At 35.9% G+C, this 18,875-nt stretch carries 19 protein-coding genes; 6 read left to right on the top strand and 13 right to left on the bottom strand.

The window, feature by feature from the left end:
• Positions 1-44: 44 nt before the first annotated feature.
• Together ACEN2N_RS14730 and ACEN2N_RS14725 are read left to right on the top strand one after the other, a co-directional pair.
• On the top strand, positions 45-947 hold the full coding sequence (locus ACEN2N_RS14730; protein ID WP_441825040.1) for a PorP/SprF family type IX secretion system membrane protein: 903 nt from the start codon (positions 45-47) through the stop codon (positions 945-947).
• Between the two features lie 18 nt (positions 948-965).
• Positions 966-2,912, top strand: coding sequence for an OmpA family protein (locus ACEN2N_RS14725; RefSeq protein ID WP_441825039.1), 1,947 nt, complete (start codon positions 966-968; stop codon positions 2,910-2,912).
• A gap of 73 nt (positions 2,913-2,985) precedes the next feature.
• Here ACEN2N_RS14725 and ACEN2N_RS14720 read toward each other — a convergent pair whose 3' ends face one another.
• From ACEN2N_RS14720 to ACEN2N_RS14705, 4 genes are all read right to left on the bottom strand, one after another.
• Positions 2,986-3,534, bottom strand: a complete 549-nt coding sequence (locus tag ACEN2N_RS14720) for a ClpP family protease (protein WP_441825038.1) — start codon at positions 3,532-3,534, stop codon at positions 2,986-2,988.
• A 118-nt stretch (positions 3,535-3,652) separates the two neighbouring features.
• Entirely contained in the window at positions 3,653-4,486 is an 834-nt protein-coding gene (locus ACEN2N_RS14715) for a mechanosensitive ion channel family protein (RefSeq protein ID WP_441825037.1), read from the bottom strand.
• A gap of 21 nt (positions 4,487-4,507) precedes the next feature.
• Entirely contained in the window at positions 4,508-4,699 is a 192-nt protein-coding gene (locus ACEN2N_RS14710) for a hypothetical protein (RefSeq protein WP_441825036.1), read from the bottom strand.
• Complete coding sequence (locus tag ACEN2N_RS14705; RefSeq protein ID WP_441825035.1) at positions 4,699-5,325, bottom strand: RNA polymerase sigma factor; 627 nt, start codon at positions 5,323-5,325, stop codon at positions 4,699-4,701. Before ACEN2N_RS14705 ends, ACEN2N_RS14710 begins: the two co-directional genes overlap by 1 nt.
• 78 nt (positions 5,326-5,403) lie before the next feature.
• Here ACEN2N_RS14705 and ACEN2N_RS14700 point away from each other — a divergent pair, with 78 nt between their 5' ends.
• Together ACEN2N_RS14700 and ACEN2N_RS14695 are read left to right on the top strand one after the other, a co-directional pair.
• Positions 5,404-6,084, top strand: coding sequence for a hypothetical protein (locus ACEN2N_RS14700; protein ID WP_441825034.1), 681 nt, complete (start codon positions 5,404-5,406; stop codon positions 6,082-6,084).
• Between the two features lie 44 nt (positions 6,085-6,128).
• Entirely contained in the window at positions 6,129-7,295 is a 1,167-nt protein-coding gene (locus ACEN2N_RS14695) for a hypothetical protein (protein WP_441825033.1), read from the top strand.
• Positions 7,296-7,308: 13 nt separating this feature from the next.
• Here ACEN2N_RS14695 and ACEN2N_RS14690 read toward each other — a convergent pair whose 3' ends face one another.
• The 3 genes from ACEN2N_RS14690 to ACEN2N_RS14680 form a co-directional block, all read right to left on the bottom strand.
• Entirely contained in the window at positions 7,309-8,457 is a 1,149-nt protein-coding gene (locus ACEN2N_RS14690) for an MFS transporter (RefSeq protein WP_441825032.1), read from the bottom strand.
• A gap of 100 nt (positions 8,458-8,557) precedes the next feature.
• Positions 8,558-9,826 (bottom strand): kynureninase, encoded by a 1,269-nt coding sequence (gene kynU, locus ACEN2N_RS14685; RefSeq protein ID WP_441825031.1) that lies wholly within the window; start codon positions 9,824-9,826, stop codon positions 8,558-8,560.
• 65 nt (positions 9,827-9,891) lie between these two features.
• Complete coding sequence (locus ACEN2N_RS14680) at positions 9,892-10,362, bottom strand: GNAT family N-acetyltransferase (RefSeq protein WP_441825030.1); 471 nt, start codon at positions 10,360-10,362, stop codon at positions 9,892-9,894.
• A gap of 63 nt (positions 10,363-10,425) precedes the next feature.
• Between ACEN2N_RS14680 and ACEN2N_RS14675 the strand changes: the two genes are divergently transcribed.
• Positions 10,426-11,067 carry an O-methyltransferase gene (locus ACEN2N_RS14675; RefSeq protein WP_441825029.1) on the top strand — a complete coding sequence of 214 codons (642 nt, stop codon included), beginning with the start codon at positions 10,426-10,428 and terminating at the stop codon, positions 11,065-11,067.
• Here ACEN2N_RS14675 and ACEN2N_RS14670 read toward each other — a convergent pair.
• From ACEN2N_RS14670 to ACEN2N_RS14645, 6 genes are all read right to left on the bottom strand, one after another.
• The gene (locus ACEN2N_RS14670) at positions 11,030-11,605 is read right to left on the bottom strand and encodes a phosphatase PAP2 family protein (RefSeq protein WP_441825028.1); all 576 of its coding nucleotides are present in this window, start codon (positions 11,603-11,605) and stop codon (positions 11,030-11,032) included. The genes ACEN2N_RS14675 and ACEN2N_RS14670 overlap by 38 nt on opposite strands.
• A gap of 6 nt (positions 11,606-11,611) precedes the next feature.
• Positions 11,612-11,941 carry a Sec-independent protein translocase subunit TatA/TatB gene (locus ACEN2N_RS14665; protein ID WP_424001977.1) on the bottom strand — a complete coding sequence of 110 codons (330 nt, stop codon included), beginning with the start codon at positions 11,939-11,941 and terminating at the stop codon, positions 11,612-11,614.
• Positions 11,942-12,034: 93 nt separating this feature from the next.
• On the bottom strand, positions 12,035-14,347 hold the full coding sequence (locus tag ACEN2N_RS14660; protein ID WP_441825027.1) for a M1 family metallopeptidase: 2,313 nt from the start codon (positions 14,345-14,347) through the stop codon (positions 12,035-12,037).
• Positions 14,348-14,404: 57 nt separating this feature from the next.
• Positions 14,405-14,911: a DUF6702 family protein gene (locus ACEN2N_RS14655; protein WP_441825026.1), complete on the bottom strand. Its 507-nt coding sequence runs from the start codon at positions 14,909-14,911 to the stop codon at positions 14,405-14,407.
• A gap of 51 nt (positions 14,912-14,962) precedes the next feature.
• A complete protein-coding gene (locus ACEN2N_RS14650) occupies positions 14,963-15,736 on the bottom strand; it encodes a hypothetical protein (protein ID WP_441825025.1) in 774 nt (257 codons plus the stop codon).
• Positions 15,726-16,469, bottom strand: coding sequence for a hypothetical protein (locus ACEN2N_RS14645; protein ID WP_441825024.1), 744 nt, complete (start codon positions 16,467-16,469; stop codon positions 15,726-15,728). Before ACEN2N_RS14645 ends, ACEN2N_RS14650 begins: the two co-directional genes overlap by 11 nt.
• 292 nt (positions 16,470-16,761) lie before the next feature.
• Between ACEN2N_RS14645 and ACEN2N_RS14640 the strand changes: the two genes are divergently transcribed.
• On the top strand, positions 16,762-18,875 hold a 2,114-nt coding region (locus ACEN2N_RS14640; RefSeq protein WP_441825023.1), incomplete at its 3' end, for a beta strand repeat-containing protein.

The following is an 18,875-nucleotide window of genomic DNA, read 5'->3' as shown; positions in this document are numbered from 1 at the left end:
TATACATTAACATATAGCCTAAAAAGCTAAACCCAAACAAAACCATGAAAAAAGCTAATCTTCTTTTAGCCATGCTACTTTTAACAGGTGCCTTTGTAAGCGCACAGCAGCTACCTCAGTTTACGCAATATATGTATAACACTATTTCTGTTAACCCAGCGTATGCGGGCAGTAGAGAAACATTGAACGCAACAATTTTGCATAGAAACCAATGGGCTGGTTTAGAAGGTAACCCTAGAACTAGTACCCTATCTATTCACTCTCCTTTAAAAAATGAGAAGATCGGTATCGGTGTTTCTTATATTAATGATAAGCTGGGTTTTGAAAGTACCAACTACTTCTACGGAGATTTCTCATATACCGTTCCTGTTAGCCAACAAGTAAAAATGCGTTTTGGTCTAAAAGGCGGTTTTACTAGTTACAACTTAGAAAACCCTGATCCTAACGATCAGTTTTTCAATGCTAATTTCAATAATATAAACCCAAATTTTGGTGCAGGTTTTTACATTGGTTCCAATAGATGGTATGCAGGTATTTCTTCTCCTAGAATATTAAATACAGATTTGAATGATGGGGAATTTGAAGCTATAGAGCGTAATAGTTACTATGCTATTGGTGGTATGGTGTTTGACTTATCTGAAACCACTAAATTTAAACCGACCGTTATCACAAAATTTACGAATGGTGCGCCAGCAACATACGACTTTACTGTAAACTTTTTGTTCAACGAAAAGTTTTGGATCGGTACTTCGTATCGAGTTAACGATGCATCAAACTTTGGTGCAATGATGGATTACCAAGTATCTAGAGATTTTAGAGTTGGTTATGCTTACGATTTACCTACCTCAGCAGTAAGACCTTACACTGGTGGTACGCATGAAATTATATTGATTTATGAACTTACCAAAAAGGTATTAGGCCCTATTAAATCTCCTAGATATTTCTAATAATTTAAATTCGATAAGATGAAAAATTATAAAAATCTTGTGCTATTGATGCTACTATTGTTAGTAGGTCAATTTTCAATAGCACAAATTGCATCACAAAAAAAAGCAGATTATTATTTCAGTAAATTCTCATACTCTTTAGCAATACCTGAGTATGAACGAATGGTAGAGACAGATTTCAACGCTGATTATGCACATCAGCAATTAGCAGAATGTTATTTATTAATACGTGACTATAAAAAATCTATTCCTCATTTTAGCGCTGTTATAAACAATGCTACCCTACCAACAGATTACTATTTTAAATATGCCATGGCTTTATACGCCAATGGCGATATGGAGGAGTCTGAAGTTTGGTTAAAAAAGTATAAAAAATATAATAAGAACGATTCTCGCGTTAAGCGATTCTTACAAGATGGCAACCTAGCTTCAGTAGTATTCAACAGTAGACAACGTTACGAAGTGGAACCTGTCGCCTTCAATTCTACTGACAGTGATTTTGGTGTTTATAGATTTATGGGAAACTTGTACTTCAGTTCTTCTAGAAGAGATGTCGTTACAGGTGAAAGTTATGGGTGGAACGATGAACCTTGGTTAGATCTTTTTAGCGTTCAAGAAGATAACCCGATGTCTGAACCTAGAAGAGTAAAAGGAAACATCAATACAAAATTTCATGAAAGCTCTGTAGCCTTTTCTACAGATTATAAGAATGATACTATCATGTACTTTACCCGTAACAACTTTTATGACAAAAAAGAAGGTTATGGCGCATCAAATGAAATTAATTTAAAAATATATACAGCCAAGCTTGTCGATAATAAATGGGAAGAGAATAGCAACCTTAGGTTTAATAGTGACTATTATTCCTCTGGGCATCCATCAGTAAACCTTGCTAGAACACGCATTTATTTTGCATCGGATAGGCCTGGTGGTTACGGCGGTACCGATATTTACTATGCTGAAATTCATGAGCGTGGTGGTGTACAGGAACCTATTAATGCCGGACCTATTGTAAACACTGAAGGAAACGAAATGTTCCCCTTCATCAACGAAGAAGGTAAGCTTTTCTTTAGCTCTGATGGTCATGTTGGGTTTGGACAATTAGACGTTTTCTCAACTATTTCTAATGAAGATGATGAAATTATTGATATCATTAATTTAGGTACGCCCATTAATAGTTCTAGTGATGATTTTGCATACTACGGTTTGCCAAACGGACTAGATGGTTACGTGAGTTCTAACAGAGAAGGTGGTGTTGGTAGCGATGATATCTACAAATTTAAATTTACCCCGGCATTAGATGTTGAAGGTTATGTTGTCGATGGTATAAACAACCAAATGTTAGACAGTGTTAAAGTTACTCTATACGATCAAGTAACGAATACTTTAGTTGCACAGACGACCACAAATGAAAATGGGTACTACAGATTTCCTGTTAATAGAAAAACAAATTATATGATAGAGGCGGTTAGAAAAACGCACCCTCATAAAAATGTTTATTTCAATACAGCATCAACACCAAAGGCTCAAAAAATAATGCGACAAGATATTGTTCTTGAACCTGTTATGGATTTAAAATTATTAGCGGGATTAAATAAAATATATTTTGATTTTAATAAAAGTGATATTAGACCAGATGCCGCTAAAGAATTAGATAAAGTAGTTCGTGTAATGAATAACACCTACCCAGATATGATTATTAAGCTAGAAGCGCATACTGATCCTGTAGGTAGTCACGAATACAACGATGACCTTTCTGAAAGAAGGGCGAAATCGACTTATGAGTATCTTATTGAAAACGGAGTATCAGTTGATAGAATCGTTTCTTACAAAGGGTATGGTAAGCGTATGCCTATTAACAAATGTACCAGCAAAGAAGATTGTACACCCGATGATCTAGAATTGAACAGAAGAACAGAATTCCCGATTATGCAGATTAAAAAAGGTATTATCGCATCTAAATAATTAACTACCAACCATAAAAAAAGTCCTTTACCATTCTGGTAAAGGACTTTTTAATTTTTATAGATGTTATTATCTATTCCATAATACCGTCAACGATACCATATTTAATAGACTCTTCTGCATTCATCCAATAATCTCTATCGAAATCTCTTAAAACTTTTTCGAAATCTTGACCACAGTTATCTGCCAATATATGCGCACTTAACTCCTTGGTCTTAATAATTTCTCTTGCTTGTATTTCAATATTAGAAGCTTGACCTCTTGCACCACCACTTGGCTGGTGGATCATTACCTGAGCATGTGGCTGAATAAATCTTCTTCCCTTTTTACCAACTGATAATAAGATAGAACCCATTGATGCCGCCAAACCTGTACATATAGTTGAAACCGGACTCTTTAATGCTTTTATGGTATCATACATTGCAAAACCAGAAGTAACATAACCACCCGGACTATTAATATAAAGTTGAATCTCTTTATTGTTCTGCATATCTAGATATAACAACCTGTCAATTACATGTTTAGCAGAATCGTCATCAACCATACCCCAAAGAAAGACTTTTCTTTCCTCCAACATTTTCTCATCTATGGCTTCCTGAATTTTTCCTTTTTTAGCACTCATATTTTAAGTTTATTTATCTCTAACAAAATTAATGAATTAATTCATAAACATACGTAGCAATAACATTTTGAATTATTACCAAATCTGTTTCTATTACATCAAAAACGTTAATTTTCGATTAGGATTGTTCTTCTACTGTAACTGTTTTCTCTACTACCTTTTTAATAGGGATTACTACCTTACCGTTTTTTGTTTTCAAGATCATCGAAATATTATCGATACCGATTACCGTACCCTGTAAATCTCCTATTTTAACCTTATCCCCTACTTCATAAATTTTTCTTGAGTAGAATGTTCTTAAAAGGTCACCTACAATTTCTCTAGAACCTAAACCTAATGCCAATGAAATGGCCAGTAAGAACGCACCAAGTACTATAGTGAAATTATTAGTGATAATCTGGGTATCTATACCTGCCTGGTTCAACGCCGTAATACTTACAAATATGATAATAAGATAAAATAAAACGTTACCTAACAGTTTACCTCCACCAAGACCAATTGACCCAAATACTTTAATAATTGTTTCTTTGATTGTTTTAGCTAAAAAGAGCCCTAACATAAAAATAACCATCGCTGAAAGTAATACCGGCAAATAACGTAAAAGGTTGGCAATTTCAGTAGATATGATGGTTAGGCCCATAATATCTGAAGCAACAATAATAAATACCAGCCACAATAAAACTTTTATAAAAGTGATAATTATTTTAGGTAAATCTATTTTGATATCAGAATCACCGAACAGTTTTGCTTCATTGATTTTTTCAGAAGCCTTATCTAATTTGATGGCTTTAAATATGCGTCTTAAAATAAAGGTAACTACCTTAATGATAATCCAACCGAAAATAATAACGATGAATGCTCCGAAAATTCCTGGTAATGCAGAAGCAATATCCTTGAATATATTACTTAAAGATTCGAAGGTGAGGTCTTTCCACTTATCAACTGTGTCCATATAACTTGTTCTACTTTATTTTTATTTATTTTTAGATTTCGTCTGCAACATTCCCTCTATTATTGAGGCAAAACTACCCGTAAACAGTCCAGATAATTCCATAATCAATTTAGCCGTAGCAACGTCGTCCATAACTTTTTTACGTAGTTCTGGCGGAACGTCTTTTAGGTCCCCGTCTAAATTCTTAAATGGATTTTGGTTCTGTTCTAACATCAGTTTAGGGTTTTGTACATTTCAGTAACCTTGGCTTTTGCCCTCTTTAGTCTCATTTTAATAGCGCTTGCTTTAAGCTCTAAAATATCTTCCAATTCTTTTATCGATGCTCCATCTTGATATTTCAACAACAGTATAGTTTTATCTTCTGGAGCAATAAGTTCTAATGCTTTTTTAAGTTTATTGACTTGCATTTGCAATAACAAATCATCGGTTACCTCTACAGGCACATCTTCCTGCACATCAAATTTAACCGAATTATCATTAATTTTTCGTTCCTTATTTCTGTTGACATAATTGACACAGAAATTATACGTAAATGAATAAAGCCAAGTAGAGAATTTTGAATTTCCTTTAAAAGAACCAAGCTTAACATATAACATTAGAAATATATCTTGGGTCAAGTCTTCTGCCTCTTTATTCGATTTCGCGAACCCCAAGCACTTATTGTAAACTAATTTCGAGTACCTATCGTAGAGCACACCAAAGAGCATAGAGTCATTGTTAGAAACAATGCGTTCTACTAACTCTAAATCGGTAAATTCTTTGTTTTTACCACTAGAAACCGTTTTTTCATTGAATTGGTTTCCAATAATAATAAAACATAGCTTTTTAAGAAATGTCACTTTGATAGATGGTTTACAAAAAATAAAAGTAGGTTAAAGATACTGTAATTGATATATTTACTTGAAAATCTGCTGAAAATGAAAAAATTAATTATTCTTTCCGTTCTTATATCAAGTGTTTTTACAGCATGTAAAACCGACCAAAAAAAGCCTACGATTGCTGTTGCCGAAGATACGGAATTGACAGTTCTTGAAAAAATCGCAAATGCCAATGGTTTTAAAAACTGGAAAGATGTTGAAAGTATAAAATTCACTTTTAATGTAGATCGTGAAGATGAACATTTTGAACGTACCTGGTTATGGGAAACCGGTTCTAACAATGTAACCATGATGACAAGACAAGACACCATTACCTATAACAGAAAATCAGTAGATAGCACCATGATCGCAACCGATGGCGGATTCGTAAATGATAAATTTTGGCTACTAGCACCTTACCAATTGGTATGGGATCAAAAAAGTTTTACCTACAAACATACCGAAGGTGTAGAAGCCCCAATCAGCAAATCTACCATGCATAAATTGACCACGGTATATTCAAATGATGGTGGTTACACACCCGGTGATGCTTACGATTATTATTTTGGTGATGATTTTATCATCAAAGAATGGGTGTACCGAAAAGAAAATCAGTCTGAACCTAATATGACTACCAGTTGGGAAGACTATAAAATGGTAAACGGATTGAATATTAGCACGATGCACAAAAGACCAGATGCTGATTTCTCTCTTTTCTTTACAGGTGTTGAGGTGAAATAATTCGGTACGGAGTTTGATATCGCTCACAAACAACTAACCAGTTAATGAAACGCTCACTTTTCACACTACTCCTTTTTTCTTTTTTTAGCTACGCCCAATACAGCACTAATGCTATTGTATTGGATAGCGCAGACAATTCTCCATTGGAATTTGTTGGTATTTATAATAGTAAAGACCATACCATGACCAATGCCGACGGAAGGTTTCAGTTCTCTTCAAGCTCAGATTCTATTATAGTTTACAGCGTTGGTTATGATAAACTAATAACCACTTCTCAAAAAGTAAAGGATACCATCTATCTTAATAAAAGTGTATTAGAATTAAATGAAGTTACGGTTACAAATGAAAAAACTTTATGGCAAAAAGTAGGAGATTCTTTAGAATCTAATTACCCCATCTATCCATATAAAGAGCAATTTTTATTGAGAGGTGTATTGCGTTATAACGGAGAAATTACAAGAATACAAGACATACAAGGAAAGTTAGAAAGAAGAACACTTCTATACACAAAAGAGATTGATCCAGACAAAAAGGATTTCAAAGTAGAGTTAACCAATATGCGTAAAGTGGGGTTAGTACTTGATGAAAATGAAGTGTATTTTATTTTCCAATCGTTTTATGGATTGTTTATGGATTTAATTCCATTGAATGCTACAGGTGATGATTTTGATTTAAGTGAAGCAACTTTTGATAACGGTAAAAAAGTTAATCTAAACTTTCAGTCAAAACCTTCAATTGAAAATGAGAATTTTTCTGGTCATTACACCATTAATACTGAAAACAATGCTATGGAACATTTTAAAATGCAAGTAGCGTTAGAAAACAAACCTTTTTCTGAAAATGCAAAAACTAAGTACAGAACAATTTCATTCGACAAAGAAATATTACTTTCTAAATCATCTAAAACTAACAAATACTATATAACCTCTGCCAAGTATGATGTAAGAGTTGAGCAAACCGACAAGGATAATTCTTATACTTCATACTACGATGTTTCTTTTATTCTAACCACATCTGACAACGAAGGTGATTTTGACGTCAAGAAAAATGTAAGCACCTCAAAAGATCTATTTAAAATAAAATACCCTTACGACCAGAGTTACTGGAATGCACAAAACCAATTACTGTTAACAGATGAGATGGTAGATTTTATTGAGAAAGTTCAAGATCCCAACAGCGAATTTAAAATCCGGAGTAATATTAAAAACTAAGAATTCAAAAGTGCTACGCCTTTTTTCTTTTTAATAAAAGTGTAAATAATAGAATTAAGAAGGCGCATACAAGCAGTACCACAAAGCTTCTACTTAAACTGTAATGCTCTGCTAAAAACCCTAGAATTGGTGGGGCACATAAAAAGCCAGCATATCCTGCTCCTGCAATGAATGCAATTCCTTTAGAAGAATCTATTCCTTTTACATTCCCTCCTATTCTAAATACTTCGGGCACCATTACTGAAAATCCTAATCCGTTCAGGGCAAAACCTATGATGCTTAAATTGATATTTCCGGTAAGAACTAAAAAATAACCCAGTATTGCGAGAATAGCGCCTAGTGCTACTATTTTAACCGAACCAATTTTATCGCTGATTCCATCACCTAAAAAGCGACCCAAGGTCATGGTAATTTGAAACCCTAAAAATCCTAATCCCCAAAGGGCTTCTGGTGCCAGTGCAATTTCTTTTAAGTACAATCCGCTCCAATCTACAATGGCGCCTTCACTCCCCATTGCCATAAAAGAAATAAGTCCTAATAACAATAATGGTTTTAGCAAACCAAAACTAAATGGCTCATTTTCGATTTCTTCGGCTACTTCGGTAAAATAATAGTTCCTAAATTTTAAATTGACCAACAAAACCAGTACCACTGCAATAGTCATGTGTAATACGGGATTTGATAACGGACCAATTAAAAAGCTACCCATACCTGCCAATACTCCGCCAAGACTAAAAAAGCCATGTGAAGCTGCCATAAATTTCACTTTATCTTTTTTCTCAATCTCCGTCACCAAGGTATTCATCGAAATATCGGTTATTCCATTTGCTGCCCCAAAGAGAAATAAGGCTGCCATTAATACATAATAATTCGGAGCTAGTAACGGTAACATTGCAGCTGCGCAGCTTAATAACACACCATAAAAAGTGGTTTTACCTACACCTACCTTATTGACAATACCAGAAGCAAAAGGAAAAACAGTAAACACACCCAAAGCCAAAAAGAAAATAGCAATCCCTAATTCAGATTTACTGATTTCTAAAGCATCTTTTACCGCAGGTATATAGATTGCCCATGTACCAAATAGAATATTAATACTTGCGAAAACCCACGAGGGACCGAAGTATCTCGCATTCCCTAAAATTAATCGTAATGACTTCACTTTTTATCCGTTGTCCGTTGTCCGTTGTCCGTTGTCCGTTGTCCGTTGTCCGTTGTCCGTTAAATATTAAAAAAATCTATAATCTATATTCTATGAAATTTTAATTTGCTAAAACTCCTGCTTTTAGAATTTGACCGAAACGGTACATATCTTCGTAGGTTGAATAAAAAGGTGCCGGTGCCAAACGAATTACGTTTGGTTCGCGCCAGTCGGTTACTACGCCATTTTCCATTAAATAATTAAACAGTGATTTTCCTTGTCCGTGTAAGAAAACAGATAGCTGACAACCTCTATCTTCAGGAGTGATAATTTCAAAAGAACTATCTACTTCTTTATCTATTTCGTGTAAAATATACTCCAAATACGAAACGATTAATTTTCTCTTTTCAATCAACTTTTGCATTCCCACTTCCTCGAACATCGTAAGCGATGCCAAATAAGGTGCCACAGATAATATAGGTGCATTACTTATTTGCCAAGCATCTGCATTTTCCATTGGCTCAAATTCTGGCTTCATAAGAAAACGAGTTTCTTTCTTCGTTCCCCACCATCCTTCAAACCGTTGAATATCTTTTTTGTTCAAGTGTTTTTTATTCACGAAAATCCCCGATGCGTTTCCTGGTCCGCTGTTCATGTACTTATAACTACACCACGATGCAAAATCTGCATCCCAATCATGTAGCTTCAATTCTACATTACCAACAGCATGCGCTAGATCCCAACCTACATTGGCACCTACAGCTTTTCCGGCTTTTGTAATGGTTTCCATATCCATCACCTGACCGTTGTAATAATTTACTCCGCCTATTAAAACTAATGCTAGCTCATCACCTAATTCATTAATTTTCTCAAGTATATCTTCTGTTCTCCAATGATGTTCGCCATCACGCTTCTTAATCTCAACAATGGTTTCTTCTGGATCTAAACCATGAAACCTTACTTGACTTTGAAACATATATTGATCACTGGGGAATGCTTTTTCTTCGCACAGGATCTTAAATCTCTTTTTGGTCGGGTTATAGAAAGAAACCATCAATAAGTGAAGGTTTACGGTCAAGGTATTCATCACCGATACTTCTTCTGGTAATGCGCCTACCACTTTTGCTAATGGTGCTGCTAAACGCTCATGATAGTCCCACCACGGTTTCTCTGCATAAAAATGCCCTTCTACGGCTAATTCTGCCCAGTCTTTCATCACCTCATCTACAAAAGACTTGGTTCGTTTTGGCTGTAGCCCTAAAGAGTTTCCGGTAAAATAGATAACTTCTTTCCCGTTGATTTTCGGGAAAAGAAACTCATCTCTGTATGTTTTTAAGTTGTCTTTTGCATCTAACGATTGTGCAAACGCCAACGTATTTTTAAATTCCATAGCTAATTTTGTATAAAAGTAATCATAAGCCTATAATTTTATAAGCTCTATTGAATAAATGGGCACTACGATTCTGTTCTTAAACGCATTTCTATCATATGCCTTTTAAATCCTTTTTTCTCATAAGCTCTTATGGCAGGCTCGTTCTCAGTATATACATGCAATCGAATTTCAGTTAAACCTGCGTTTGTAGACCAATCTTGCAAGGCACTTACAATTTTACCATTTATACCTTTACCTCTATATTCGGGATCGGTGTACATAAAACCTAAGTAAGCAAAAGTCTCATGATCCAAGTAGGTTCTTGCCGGTTTTTCTAACGCATAACCGGTAGCCACAATTTTATCGCCATCACATGCAACCATAACTGTCGCTCTTGGGTTTTCCATCAAAGCATCTAAATCGTAATATTTTACTCCTCTATCTCTAATTGTTGGATCCATCGGGCGCTCTGCTTTCACCACTTCTTGCTCATGTTGCAACAAAACAGGTATATCACTTTTTACCGCTTCTCTAATCGTAATTTCATTATTCATTGCTCTACTCTTTTCAGTCCATTAAATTAAGGCTTAAAACCCTATTTTTGCAAAAAGAAACACATGCATTTTTTATCACCTCTTTTAGAAAGCTATTTAGCCGATAATTCACAGGCTGAACCTAAATTATTACAGGAGCTTACGCGCGAAACGCACTTAAAGGTCATACAACCACGTATGCTTACAGGGCATTTTCAGGGGCGTGTTTTGAGCTTGCTTTCTAAATTAATATACCCGACCAATATTCTTGAAATTGGCACCTACACTGGGTATTCTGCTTTATGCCTTGCGGAAGGGTTATCGAAAAACGGACAATTACACACCATAGATGTCAATGCAGAACTAGAACAAATTCAGCGTTCTTTTTTTGACCGAAGTGATTATGGATCTCAAATTATTCAGCATGTGGGCAACGCACTAGATATTATCCCCAAAATGGATATTACTTTCGACCTTATTTTTATTGATGCAGAAAAAAAACAGTACGATAAATACTTAGAAGCTGTTTTACCAAAAACCAAGTCTGGGTCTGTTATACTTTCTGATAATGTATTATGGTCTGGTAAAGTGGTAGAGCCTTTAGACCCTAAAGATGTTACTACGAAGGTGTTGTTAGACTATAACAAAAAACTAAGCGAGCATCCACTTTTAGAAACCGTATTACTACCTATTCGCGATGGTCTGACATTAAGTAGGGTGAAATAAGCAAACCGTATAATCTATAAAATAGCCAAGCGGAAAGTATACCTACCAACGCGCCCACCATTAAATCAATCGGAAAATGTACACCTACATATACTCTACTCATCGCAAATAATAGAGGCCAAATATAAAATAGGTACACCCATTTAAATTCTCGTCTTAAAAAAAGTACTGTTATGGTAATGACAGAAAAGGAAGATGAAGCGTGACCTGAGAAAAAACTGAAACCTGACGGACTTCTTAATATTCGAATCAACGTATTTATTTCTTCGTCATTGTTTGGCCGTAACCGGGCCACTACATTTTTGGTCAAATCTGTTACTGTAGCCACAAATAAGACCATGACCAATAAAGTCAAAATCATAGTTATAGCTTCTCGCTTCGGAAACTTTACAAAGAATAGAATTATAATAAATGCAAATAAGGGAAGCCAAGGTGGAAATTTGGTGACCGTAGACCAAAAAATATCGTATTGCTCAATACCAAGACTGTTAAGATAGACAAAGGCATCTCGATCCCATTGTAAAATCTTATCTAACATAATAGATTACTTTCTCTTGATACTGCCCGTTACATCATTGATATTCTTGCTAACATCGCTAATTTGCTTTTTAACGTCATTACCTAAGCCAGAGCTAATATCTTTTTTCATATCATCAATATCTTTCTTGATATCTTTTACGAAACTAGTATCAATACCCTGCTTGTCGGCACTCTTCTGAATTTCTTGTTTAATATCTTCGGTAGCATCTTTCAGTTGACGCATACCTTTACCCAACCCCTTGGCAATACCAGGAATTTTGTCGGCACCGAATACCATCACTACGATAAACATAATGAAGAAAATCTCTGCGCCACTTATAAATAATGAATACATAGCAATCATACTACAAATATAAACAAGTTTAGTATCCAAAATTAAAAAAGCCCCGTAGTTATACGAGGCTTTTTGTAATAAATATTTTGTTAATTATTCTCCTTTAATTCCTTCCTTCATTTTGTCGAAATCGCTCTCTTGCTCTTTCTTGGGCCAGCTATTGTTTGTGGTATCAATATCTGCCGTTTCCATTTTAGGATCTATGTTAACCCCAGTTAGCTCTGTAACAGATGATATCACCATACTTACCTCTTTGCTATTCTTTCTCCAAATTTCTGGAGGATAGGTTACATTCTTAACCGAACCGTCTGCATACGTATACTCAACGATCAATGGCATAGGTAAGCCACCCGGACTATTATATGTTATTTCGTAAAAATACTTTGGTTCTTTTATCGCTGCTCTTTCTGCCGCAGTCATATTATCCATCATAAACTCTTTTAAAGTTTTAGAAGATTCAGATGGTAAATTATCCTTTAATTCAGGAGCCACAATATCGGTATCGTCATATTCCTCTAAAAATACCATTGGATTTAAATTCGATTCTGGAATTCCACGCTCAGCCAAATACGCTTTCATTTTTTTATTCGGCGTATCGCTTACGTAATATTTTTTAATATCCTTAACAGCCAGATCAACATAGTCGGTTGTATAGAACCAACCTCTCCAATACCAATCTAAATCTACAGCAGAAGCATCTTCCATTGTTCTAAAGAAATCTTCTGGTGTTGGGTGCTTAAACTTCCAACGGTGCGAATACGTTTTAAAAGCATGGTCGAATAACTCACGCCCCATAACAGTTTCTCTCAATATATTTAAAGCTGTTGCCGGCTTGCCATATGCATTCGGACCAAGTTGAAATACATTCTCAGGATTAGACATAATCGGAGAAATCGTACTTTGATCTCCGCTCATGTAAGGTACGATTTTCGCAGGATCACCTCTTCTAGATGGGTATTTATCATTTGGCGCAATTGCAGCTGGGAAAGCTTCACCGAATTCTTGCTCGGCCATATATTGCATAAAAGTATCTAAACCTTCATCCATCCATCCCCATTGACGTTCGTCTGAGTTTACGATCATTGGAAAAAAGTTATGACCTACTTCGTGAATAATTACACTGATCATACCATATTTAGTTCTATCAGAATATGTACCATCTTTATTTGGTCTACCGTAGTTCCAGCAAATCATTGGGTACTCCATACCTTGATTTTTGGCATGTACAGATATTGCTTTAGGGTAAGGGTAATCAAAAGTATGCGACGAGTACGACTTTAACGTATGCGCCACTGCTTTTGTTGAATACTCTTCCCATAATGGGTTACCTTCTTTTGGGTACATCGATACCGCCATGATATCTCTGCTACCTAACTTAACGGCTTGCATGTCCCAAATGAATTTTCTAGAAGTTGCAAAGCCGAAGTCACGAACATTTTCTGCCTTCAGCTTCCATGTTTTTGTTTTATCAGAGAATCCTTTTTCTGCAGCTTCTGCTTCTGCTTGCGTTACTATAATTACAGGCTTGTCATATGACTTTTTTGCTAGCTCGTAACGGTTCATCATTTCTTTTGTAAATACTTCTTTTCTATTTTGAAGAAGACCTGTACCATCTAAAATATGATCTGCAGGTACCGTAATATTTACTTCATAATTACCAAATGGAAGTGCGAATTCGCCATTACCCCAAAACTGGTGGTTCTGCCATCCTTCTACATCATTATATACTGCCATTCTTGGAAAAAACTGAGCGATTACATATGCTCTGTTTCCATCTTCCTCAAAAAACTCGTACCCAGATCTAGCTCTGTTTACCGTATGATCAGGTATGTTGTAGTTCCACTTAATGTCAAAAGAATATTTTTCTCCACTTTTAAGCGGTGCAGGTAAATCTACTCGCATCATTGTAAAATTAACGGTGAATGGTAATGCTTTACCAGATCCATCTTTTACGTAATCGATATTAAAACCACCATCAAAAGAATCTGTCATATAAGTACCGATAAACTTTTCTGGTGTATCTCCAAGAGAAACTCCGCTTCCGTTTTTCAACAAAGCTTTAGAATCTTTTGTTCTAATGTTTTGATCTAACTGCAACCATAAATACTCTAAATCATCTGGCGAATTATTAGTATAGATGATTGTTTCTGTTCCGAATATTTTAGCATCCTTATCATCTAAACGAATATCCATTACATAATCTGCCTGCTGCTGGTAATAATCAGGTCCGGGAGCACCTGATGCCGATCGGTACGTGTTCGGTGTAGCGAACTCTTCATATAATTGTTTGAACTTACTCTGGTTGGTATGCCCAGGTTCCTTTTCTATCGTAATCGCCTCTTGTGCAAAAGTTACGGCGGCAAAAAGGAATAAAATTGACGCAAATGCGTACTTTACTCTTATCATTTTTTAGTTATTTAGTGCGGGAAATTTAAAGTTTTTATAGGGATATCTTAATATATGTTACAAATTTAACATTCCTTTAATATGTGATTTTATAAGTACGTGGCTCTTTTTCTTCCCATTTACCTTCATATGTACCACATTCTGCTGATCATCATAGATATCGGTCAATATTTCGTTTACGATACCAATTTGCTTTAAGGTTTTAAGGGGAACATTAGGCACTTCTAAATAACAAATAACCATATCGGTATCGTACTTATGCCGTATAAAATCATACTTCGCAGTTGCTCCGTTTATTTCGACCAAGAATTTGGCGCGTAGGTATTTTTCAAGATATTCTTTGTCTAGCGTCGATTCTTTTTTTGTACCCAAATTGGTAATGATGCCGTATCGCTCTTTTAATACCGCATTCATATCATCAATAAATACGCGGGTAATTATTTGTACCGATTCATCTTTTTCTGAGTAATCTACATTGGTGACACTTATGTAAAATTTATGCGCGCCCGTAAAAGCAAAAAGTGGCAGTAGCATAAACAATACTGCAGTTCTAATTAGTTTCATCTGGTACCTTTTAATATCTTGTATACAAACCATATGCCAAAGATAATCAGCTTAATCTAAAGCATTATATTCTCTAAACAACAGGCTTTTCTTTCGTAAATACTCCCAAATATCTAATTCGCTATGGGTATCTACGACTTCTTGAAATCGTGGGTCGACCTCACAGTAATATAAAAAATCGTCTATTTTATCTAGCGGAATCGATAGCTGTTTAACATAAACACTATCGGCATAAAAGTCTCTTACACGCTCTGTTCTACTATAAAGTTTATTTCGCTCTACCCGATTCTTTAGCATTTTGGTACGACCAGAAATTCCGTTCAACAAAGCGTCCATACTCATAATGGGGTTTGCGGTTGCGGCTTGTAGTTCTCGCTCTGCCTTGGTCGGTATTTTTACATATGCATTGGGCAGCCCCAAGGTAGATGCGGTTACTACTGGATCTAAATCTAAGGTCGGTAGGTCTCTGAGCAAATTACCACTAAGATTATAGGGCGTTACCGTAACTTCATCTAATTCGGTCAAAGCTTCTTCTAAACCTACAGATATCAGCTTACTCTCATAAATTGCCATGGTGACCACTATAATTTTCTTTTTGTACTGTATTGCAGAAAACTCAAGGGTATCTAACAGCCGAACGGGAATTGAAAAATACCCGTTTTCGTCTGTAATAGAAGCTCTGTTCGAGGTTAAATTGAGCACATGGGTAGCGGCAACATCACCATCATCGCTATATACCCTACCTTCAAGTTTAGTATACTCACCTGTTTGCGCAAATGAAAAAACACTAAAAAAAAATAAAAATAAAAGGAGATTACCTCTCATCTAAACCTTTAAGAAACGATTTACTGTTATTGACCAAAGCATCGATCAACTGAAATTCATTTTCCTTTTTCAGTAACGATTGAACAGGCATTTTGTCATCACAGTAAAACAAAAACTCATTAATTTTATCTTGAGGTATATTTAAATCTACCACGAAGAAAGAATCATCGTAAACCTGACGTAGCACTTCGCTCAATTTTAATTTCGGACCTTCTTCTACATTTTCGTTTTGCGATTTGAAAATGGCCCTAAATATGTTTACAAAATTTAGACCGTCTTGCATACCCTTCTCAGCATCTGTCATGGCGATATTATCTACCTTGGTACCACGGTCAATTTCGTATTCGAATTCTTTAAACTCTTGGTTCTTAACGGCTAAAAAACGCTCTTGCTGTTCTGGGGTAATTACCACCTCGTCTAGCTCTGTCACTTTTTCGTTAACTTCCACCACCAAACGATTATTAGCTAAAATTTCTTCGGTTACCGTAACGACTTTGATATTATAGTTAACGGCTGAAAAAACAAGTTGATCACCCACTTTTACATTGATTCGAAATAAACCTTGATTATTAGTAATTGTAGCCCTTTCAGAAGTTGCATTGACGACATTTTCATTCGGCACACCAATGTTCATGTAAATTACAGACCCACTTAATGGTTGTCTGGTATCGTCTTGTGAAAAGCCTGATACTGTTGTAAATAATACGAGTAAAAAAAGTAATTTTTTGGTCATTTAGTGTTTTTTAAACTGATAACACCCAATGTTAGGGCATTTAAAAGATAAAGAAAAGATTTGTAATCTTTATAAAAAAAAACCCATCAATAAACTTTTGTTAATTTCTTAATCTACCGCAATCATAAGTACGTTTGACGATTACCTAAATTCGCCACCGAAATTGAACCTTTTCAACGAAGATTGATGTTCTTTAACCCATTACCCTATTATTTCAACTTATAAATAAAGGGTATTAAGAAGATAATTCTATTTTTGTTCATCACTATTTTCTCGTCTTAAGACACTAAGTATGAAAGCAATAATATTCTTTATTTTTTTTACCATAGTAACGATACCTACCGTATTCGGACAAATAAAAATAGGTGACAACCCCCAAAATATTGATGCTTCATCGGTTTTAGAGCTTGAAAGCACTTCTAAAGTGTTGGTCATTACTCGTGTAACTACCTTAGAGATGGAAGCTATTACGCCGCGACGTGGTGGTATGGTTTATAACACCGATACCGAGTGTATCAATTATTACGATGGTACCCAATGGGTGAATTTGTGCGATGCTGTAAATTTTGAAATTACCAACGACCCCATATTTAACGGCAGAAGCACTATCGAGATAACAGAATCTGCTGGTGGTTATAATTTAGAGGTTGCCAAAAACAGTATTTTAGGTGATAACATTGTTGATGGCGGTATCGGGCCAGATGATATTCAAGATAATTCGATTACCCAAGATAAACTTGCAGCCGAATCTGTCGGTTCTAGTGAAATAAGACAAAACGCGGTCGGATCTGAAGAAATTAGAGATGGTAGCATTGCACCTTCGGATATTGCCAATTTTATACCGGGACAAGTATTGACTACCGATGAAAACGGAATCGTACAATGGGAAGATTCTAATGACCTTTTCGATTTAACATTCAGCAAATTAGATACTACATTAACCATATCTAGATCTACCACAGCGGGAGTTTCTACCATAAGTCTAGGAGCATTGATAGGTTCTGATGATCAGCAACTGAGCTTAGTGAACAACATTCTAAGTTTAGAAAATGACGAAGTAGATATAGATCTTTCTACGTATTTACAGACTTTGAGCATTAACCCTGCAGGCAACGAGATTAGCTTAACTAATGGTGGATCTATTACGCTACCTCAAATAAATGGTTCGGAAACAAAAGTGAACCAAGGCAACAATATTACAGTTACTGGTGATGGAACAACAGCTTCACCATATATAATAAATGCTGCTGATGCTATCATACCAAATGGATCTGAAACTATAGTCACTGAAGGAAATAATATTACTGTTACAGGTAATGGTACTACAGCAACACCTTATGTTATTAATGCTGCAGATGCAATTGTACCAAATGGTTCCGAAACTATAGTTACTGAAGGAAATAATATTACTGTTACAGGTAACGGTACTACAGCAACACCTTATATTATAAATGCAGCAGATGGAGCTGTAGCAGATGGTACTGAAACTATCTTACAAAATGGAGATAATATTACTATAACAGGTGACGGATCTAATGGTGACCCTTATATTATTAATGCTTCAGATGTTATTGACCTAAACCAAGGAAACATTTTAATAGGTAACAATGCCAATGTTGCAGTACAGGGTTTTATCTCTGGTGACGCTACAATGAATGATCTTGGGGAACTCACCATAGAAGAAGCGGCAATTTCACCCTTAAAAATTGAGCCTGCACTTGGAGTGTTAACCGAAGATCAAGTGTTGATCACTACAATTGCCGGAGATGTCGAATGGGCAAATTTTCCTCCTGGTGGCGGTGGTGGAACTGACAATCAAGACGCTAGTGAAGTACCTTACGATCCTACCGTGTCTGGTTTGACAGCCACTACAACACAGGCTGCTATTGATGAATTAGCAGGAAGTGGGTTGGTAGACACTGATGAACAAGATGCTAGCGAAGTACCATACGATGGCACTGCTTCAGGTCTGACAGCAACCACTACGCAAGCTGCTATAGATGAACTTGCAGGAATAACAGAAATTGATGGAATTATCGGTAATGAAGTTACAGCTGCAACGGATGCAACTCTAGAACTTTCAGGAACAGGTACAACAGCAGACCCTTTGACTTTGGACGTTGCTGCACTTGGAATTGACACAGACGAACTTGCGGCAGGTGCAGTAACATTACCTAAAATGGCAGATGGAACGGCAGCCGGGCAACTTCTTCAATGGGACGGAACTGAATGGGTATATATTCAAGAAGCAGATATTACTGCAACAGTTACAGAAATTGATGGAATTATCGGTAACGAGGTTACAGCTGCAACGGATGCAACTCTAGAACTTTCAGGAACAGGTACAACAGCAGACCCTTTGACTTTGGACGTTGCTGCACTTGGAATTGACACAGACGAACTTGC

Source organism: Maribacter spongiicola, assembly GCF_052119685.1.
Classification (GTDB): Bacteria; Bacteroidota; Bacteroidia; order Flavobacteriales; family Flavobacteriaceae; genus Maribacter; species Maribacter spongiicola_A.
The sequence above is the reverse complement of the archived record's forward strand: the minus strand, read 5'-3'. Positions and strand labels throughout refer to the sequence as shown.

Excerpts from the sequence above, each read along its gene's own strand:
- ACEN2N_RS14730 (WP_441825040.1), top strand. The coding sequence starts at position 45 with ATGAAAAAAGCTAATCTTCTTTTAGCCATGCTACTTTTAACAGGTGCC.
- ACEN2N_RS14725 (WP_441825039.1), top strand. The coding sequence starts at position 966 with ATGAAAAATTATAAAAATCTTGTGCTATTGATGCTACTATTGTTAGTA.
- ACEN2N_RS14720 (WP_441825038.1), bottom strand. The coding sequence starts at position 3,534 with ATGAGTGCTAAAAAAGGAAAAATTCAGGAAGCCATAGATGAGAAAATG.
- ACEN2N_RS14715 (WP_441825037.1), bottom strand. The coding sequence starts at position 4,486 with ATGGACACAGTTGATAAGTGGAAAGACCTCACCTTCGAATCTTTAAGT.
- ACEN2N_RS14710 (WP_441825036.1), bottom strand. The coding sequence starts at position 4,699 with ATGTTAGAACAGAACCAAAATCCATTTAAGAATTTAGACGGGGACCTA.
- ACEN2N_RS14700 (WP_441825034.1), top strand. The coding sequence starts at position 5,404 with ATGAAAAAATTAATTATTCTTTCCGTTCTTATATCAAGTGTTTTTACA.
- ACEN2N_RS14695 (WP_441825033.1), top strand. The coding sequence starts at position 6,129 with ATGAAACGCTCACTTTTCACACTACTCCTTTTTTCTTTTTTTAGCTAC.
- kynU (WP_441825031.1), bottom strand. The coding sequence starts at position 9,826 with ATGGAATTTAAAAATACGTTGGCGTTTGCACAATCGTTAGATGCAAAA.
- ACEN2N_RS14680 (WP_441825030.1), bottom strand. The coding sequence starts at position 10,362 with ATGAATAATGAAATTACGATTAGAGAAGCGGTAAAAAGTGATATACCT.
- ACEN2N_RS14675 (WP_441825029.1), top strand. The coding sequence starts at position 10,426 with ATGCATTTTTTATCACCTCTTTTAGAAAGCTATTTAGCCGATAATTCA.
- ACEN2N_RS14670 (WP_441825028.1), bottom strand. The coding sequence starts at position 11,605 with ATGTTAGATAAGATTTTACAATGGGATCGAGATGCCTTTGTCTATCTT.
- ACEN2N_RS14665 (WP_424001977.1), bottom strand. The coding sequence starts at position 11,941 with ATGTATTCATTATTTATAAGTGGCGCAGAGATTTTCTTCATTATGTTT.
- ACEN2N_RS14660 (WP_441825027.1), bottom strand. The coding sequence starts at position 14,347 with ATGATAAGAGTAAAGTACGCATTTGCGTCAATTTTATTCCTTTTTGCC.
- ACEN2N_RS14655 (WP_441825026.1), bottom strand. The coding sequence starts at position 14,911 with ATGAAACTAATTAGAACTGCAGTATTGTTTATGCTACTGCCACTTTTT.
- ACEN2N_RS14650 (WP_441825025.1), bottom strand. The coding sequence starts at position 15,736 with ATGAGAGGTAATCTCCTTTTATTTTTATTTTTTTTTAGTGTTTTTTCA.
- ACEN2N_RS14645 (WP_441825024.1), bottom strand. The coding sequence starts at position 16,469 with ATGACCAAAAAATTACTTTTTTTACTCGTATTATTTACAACAGTATCA.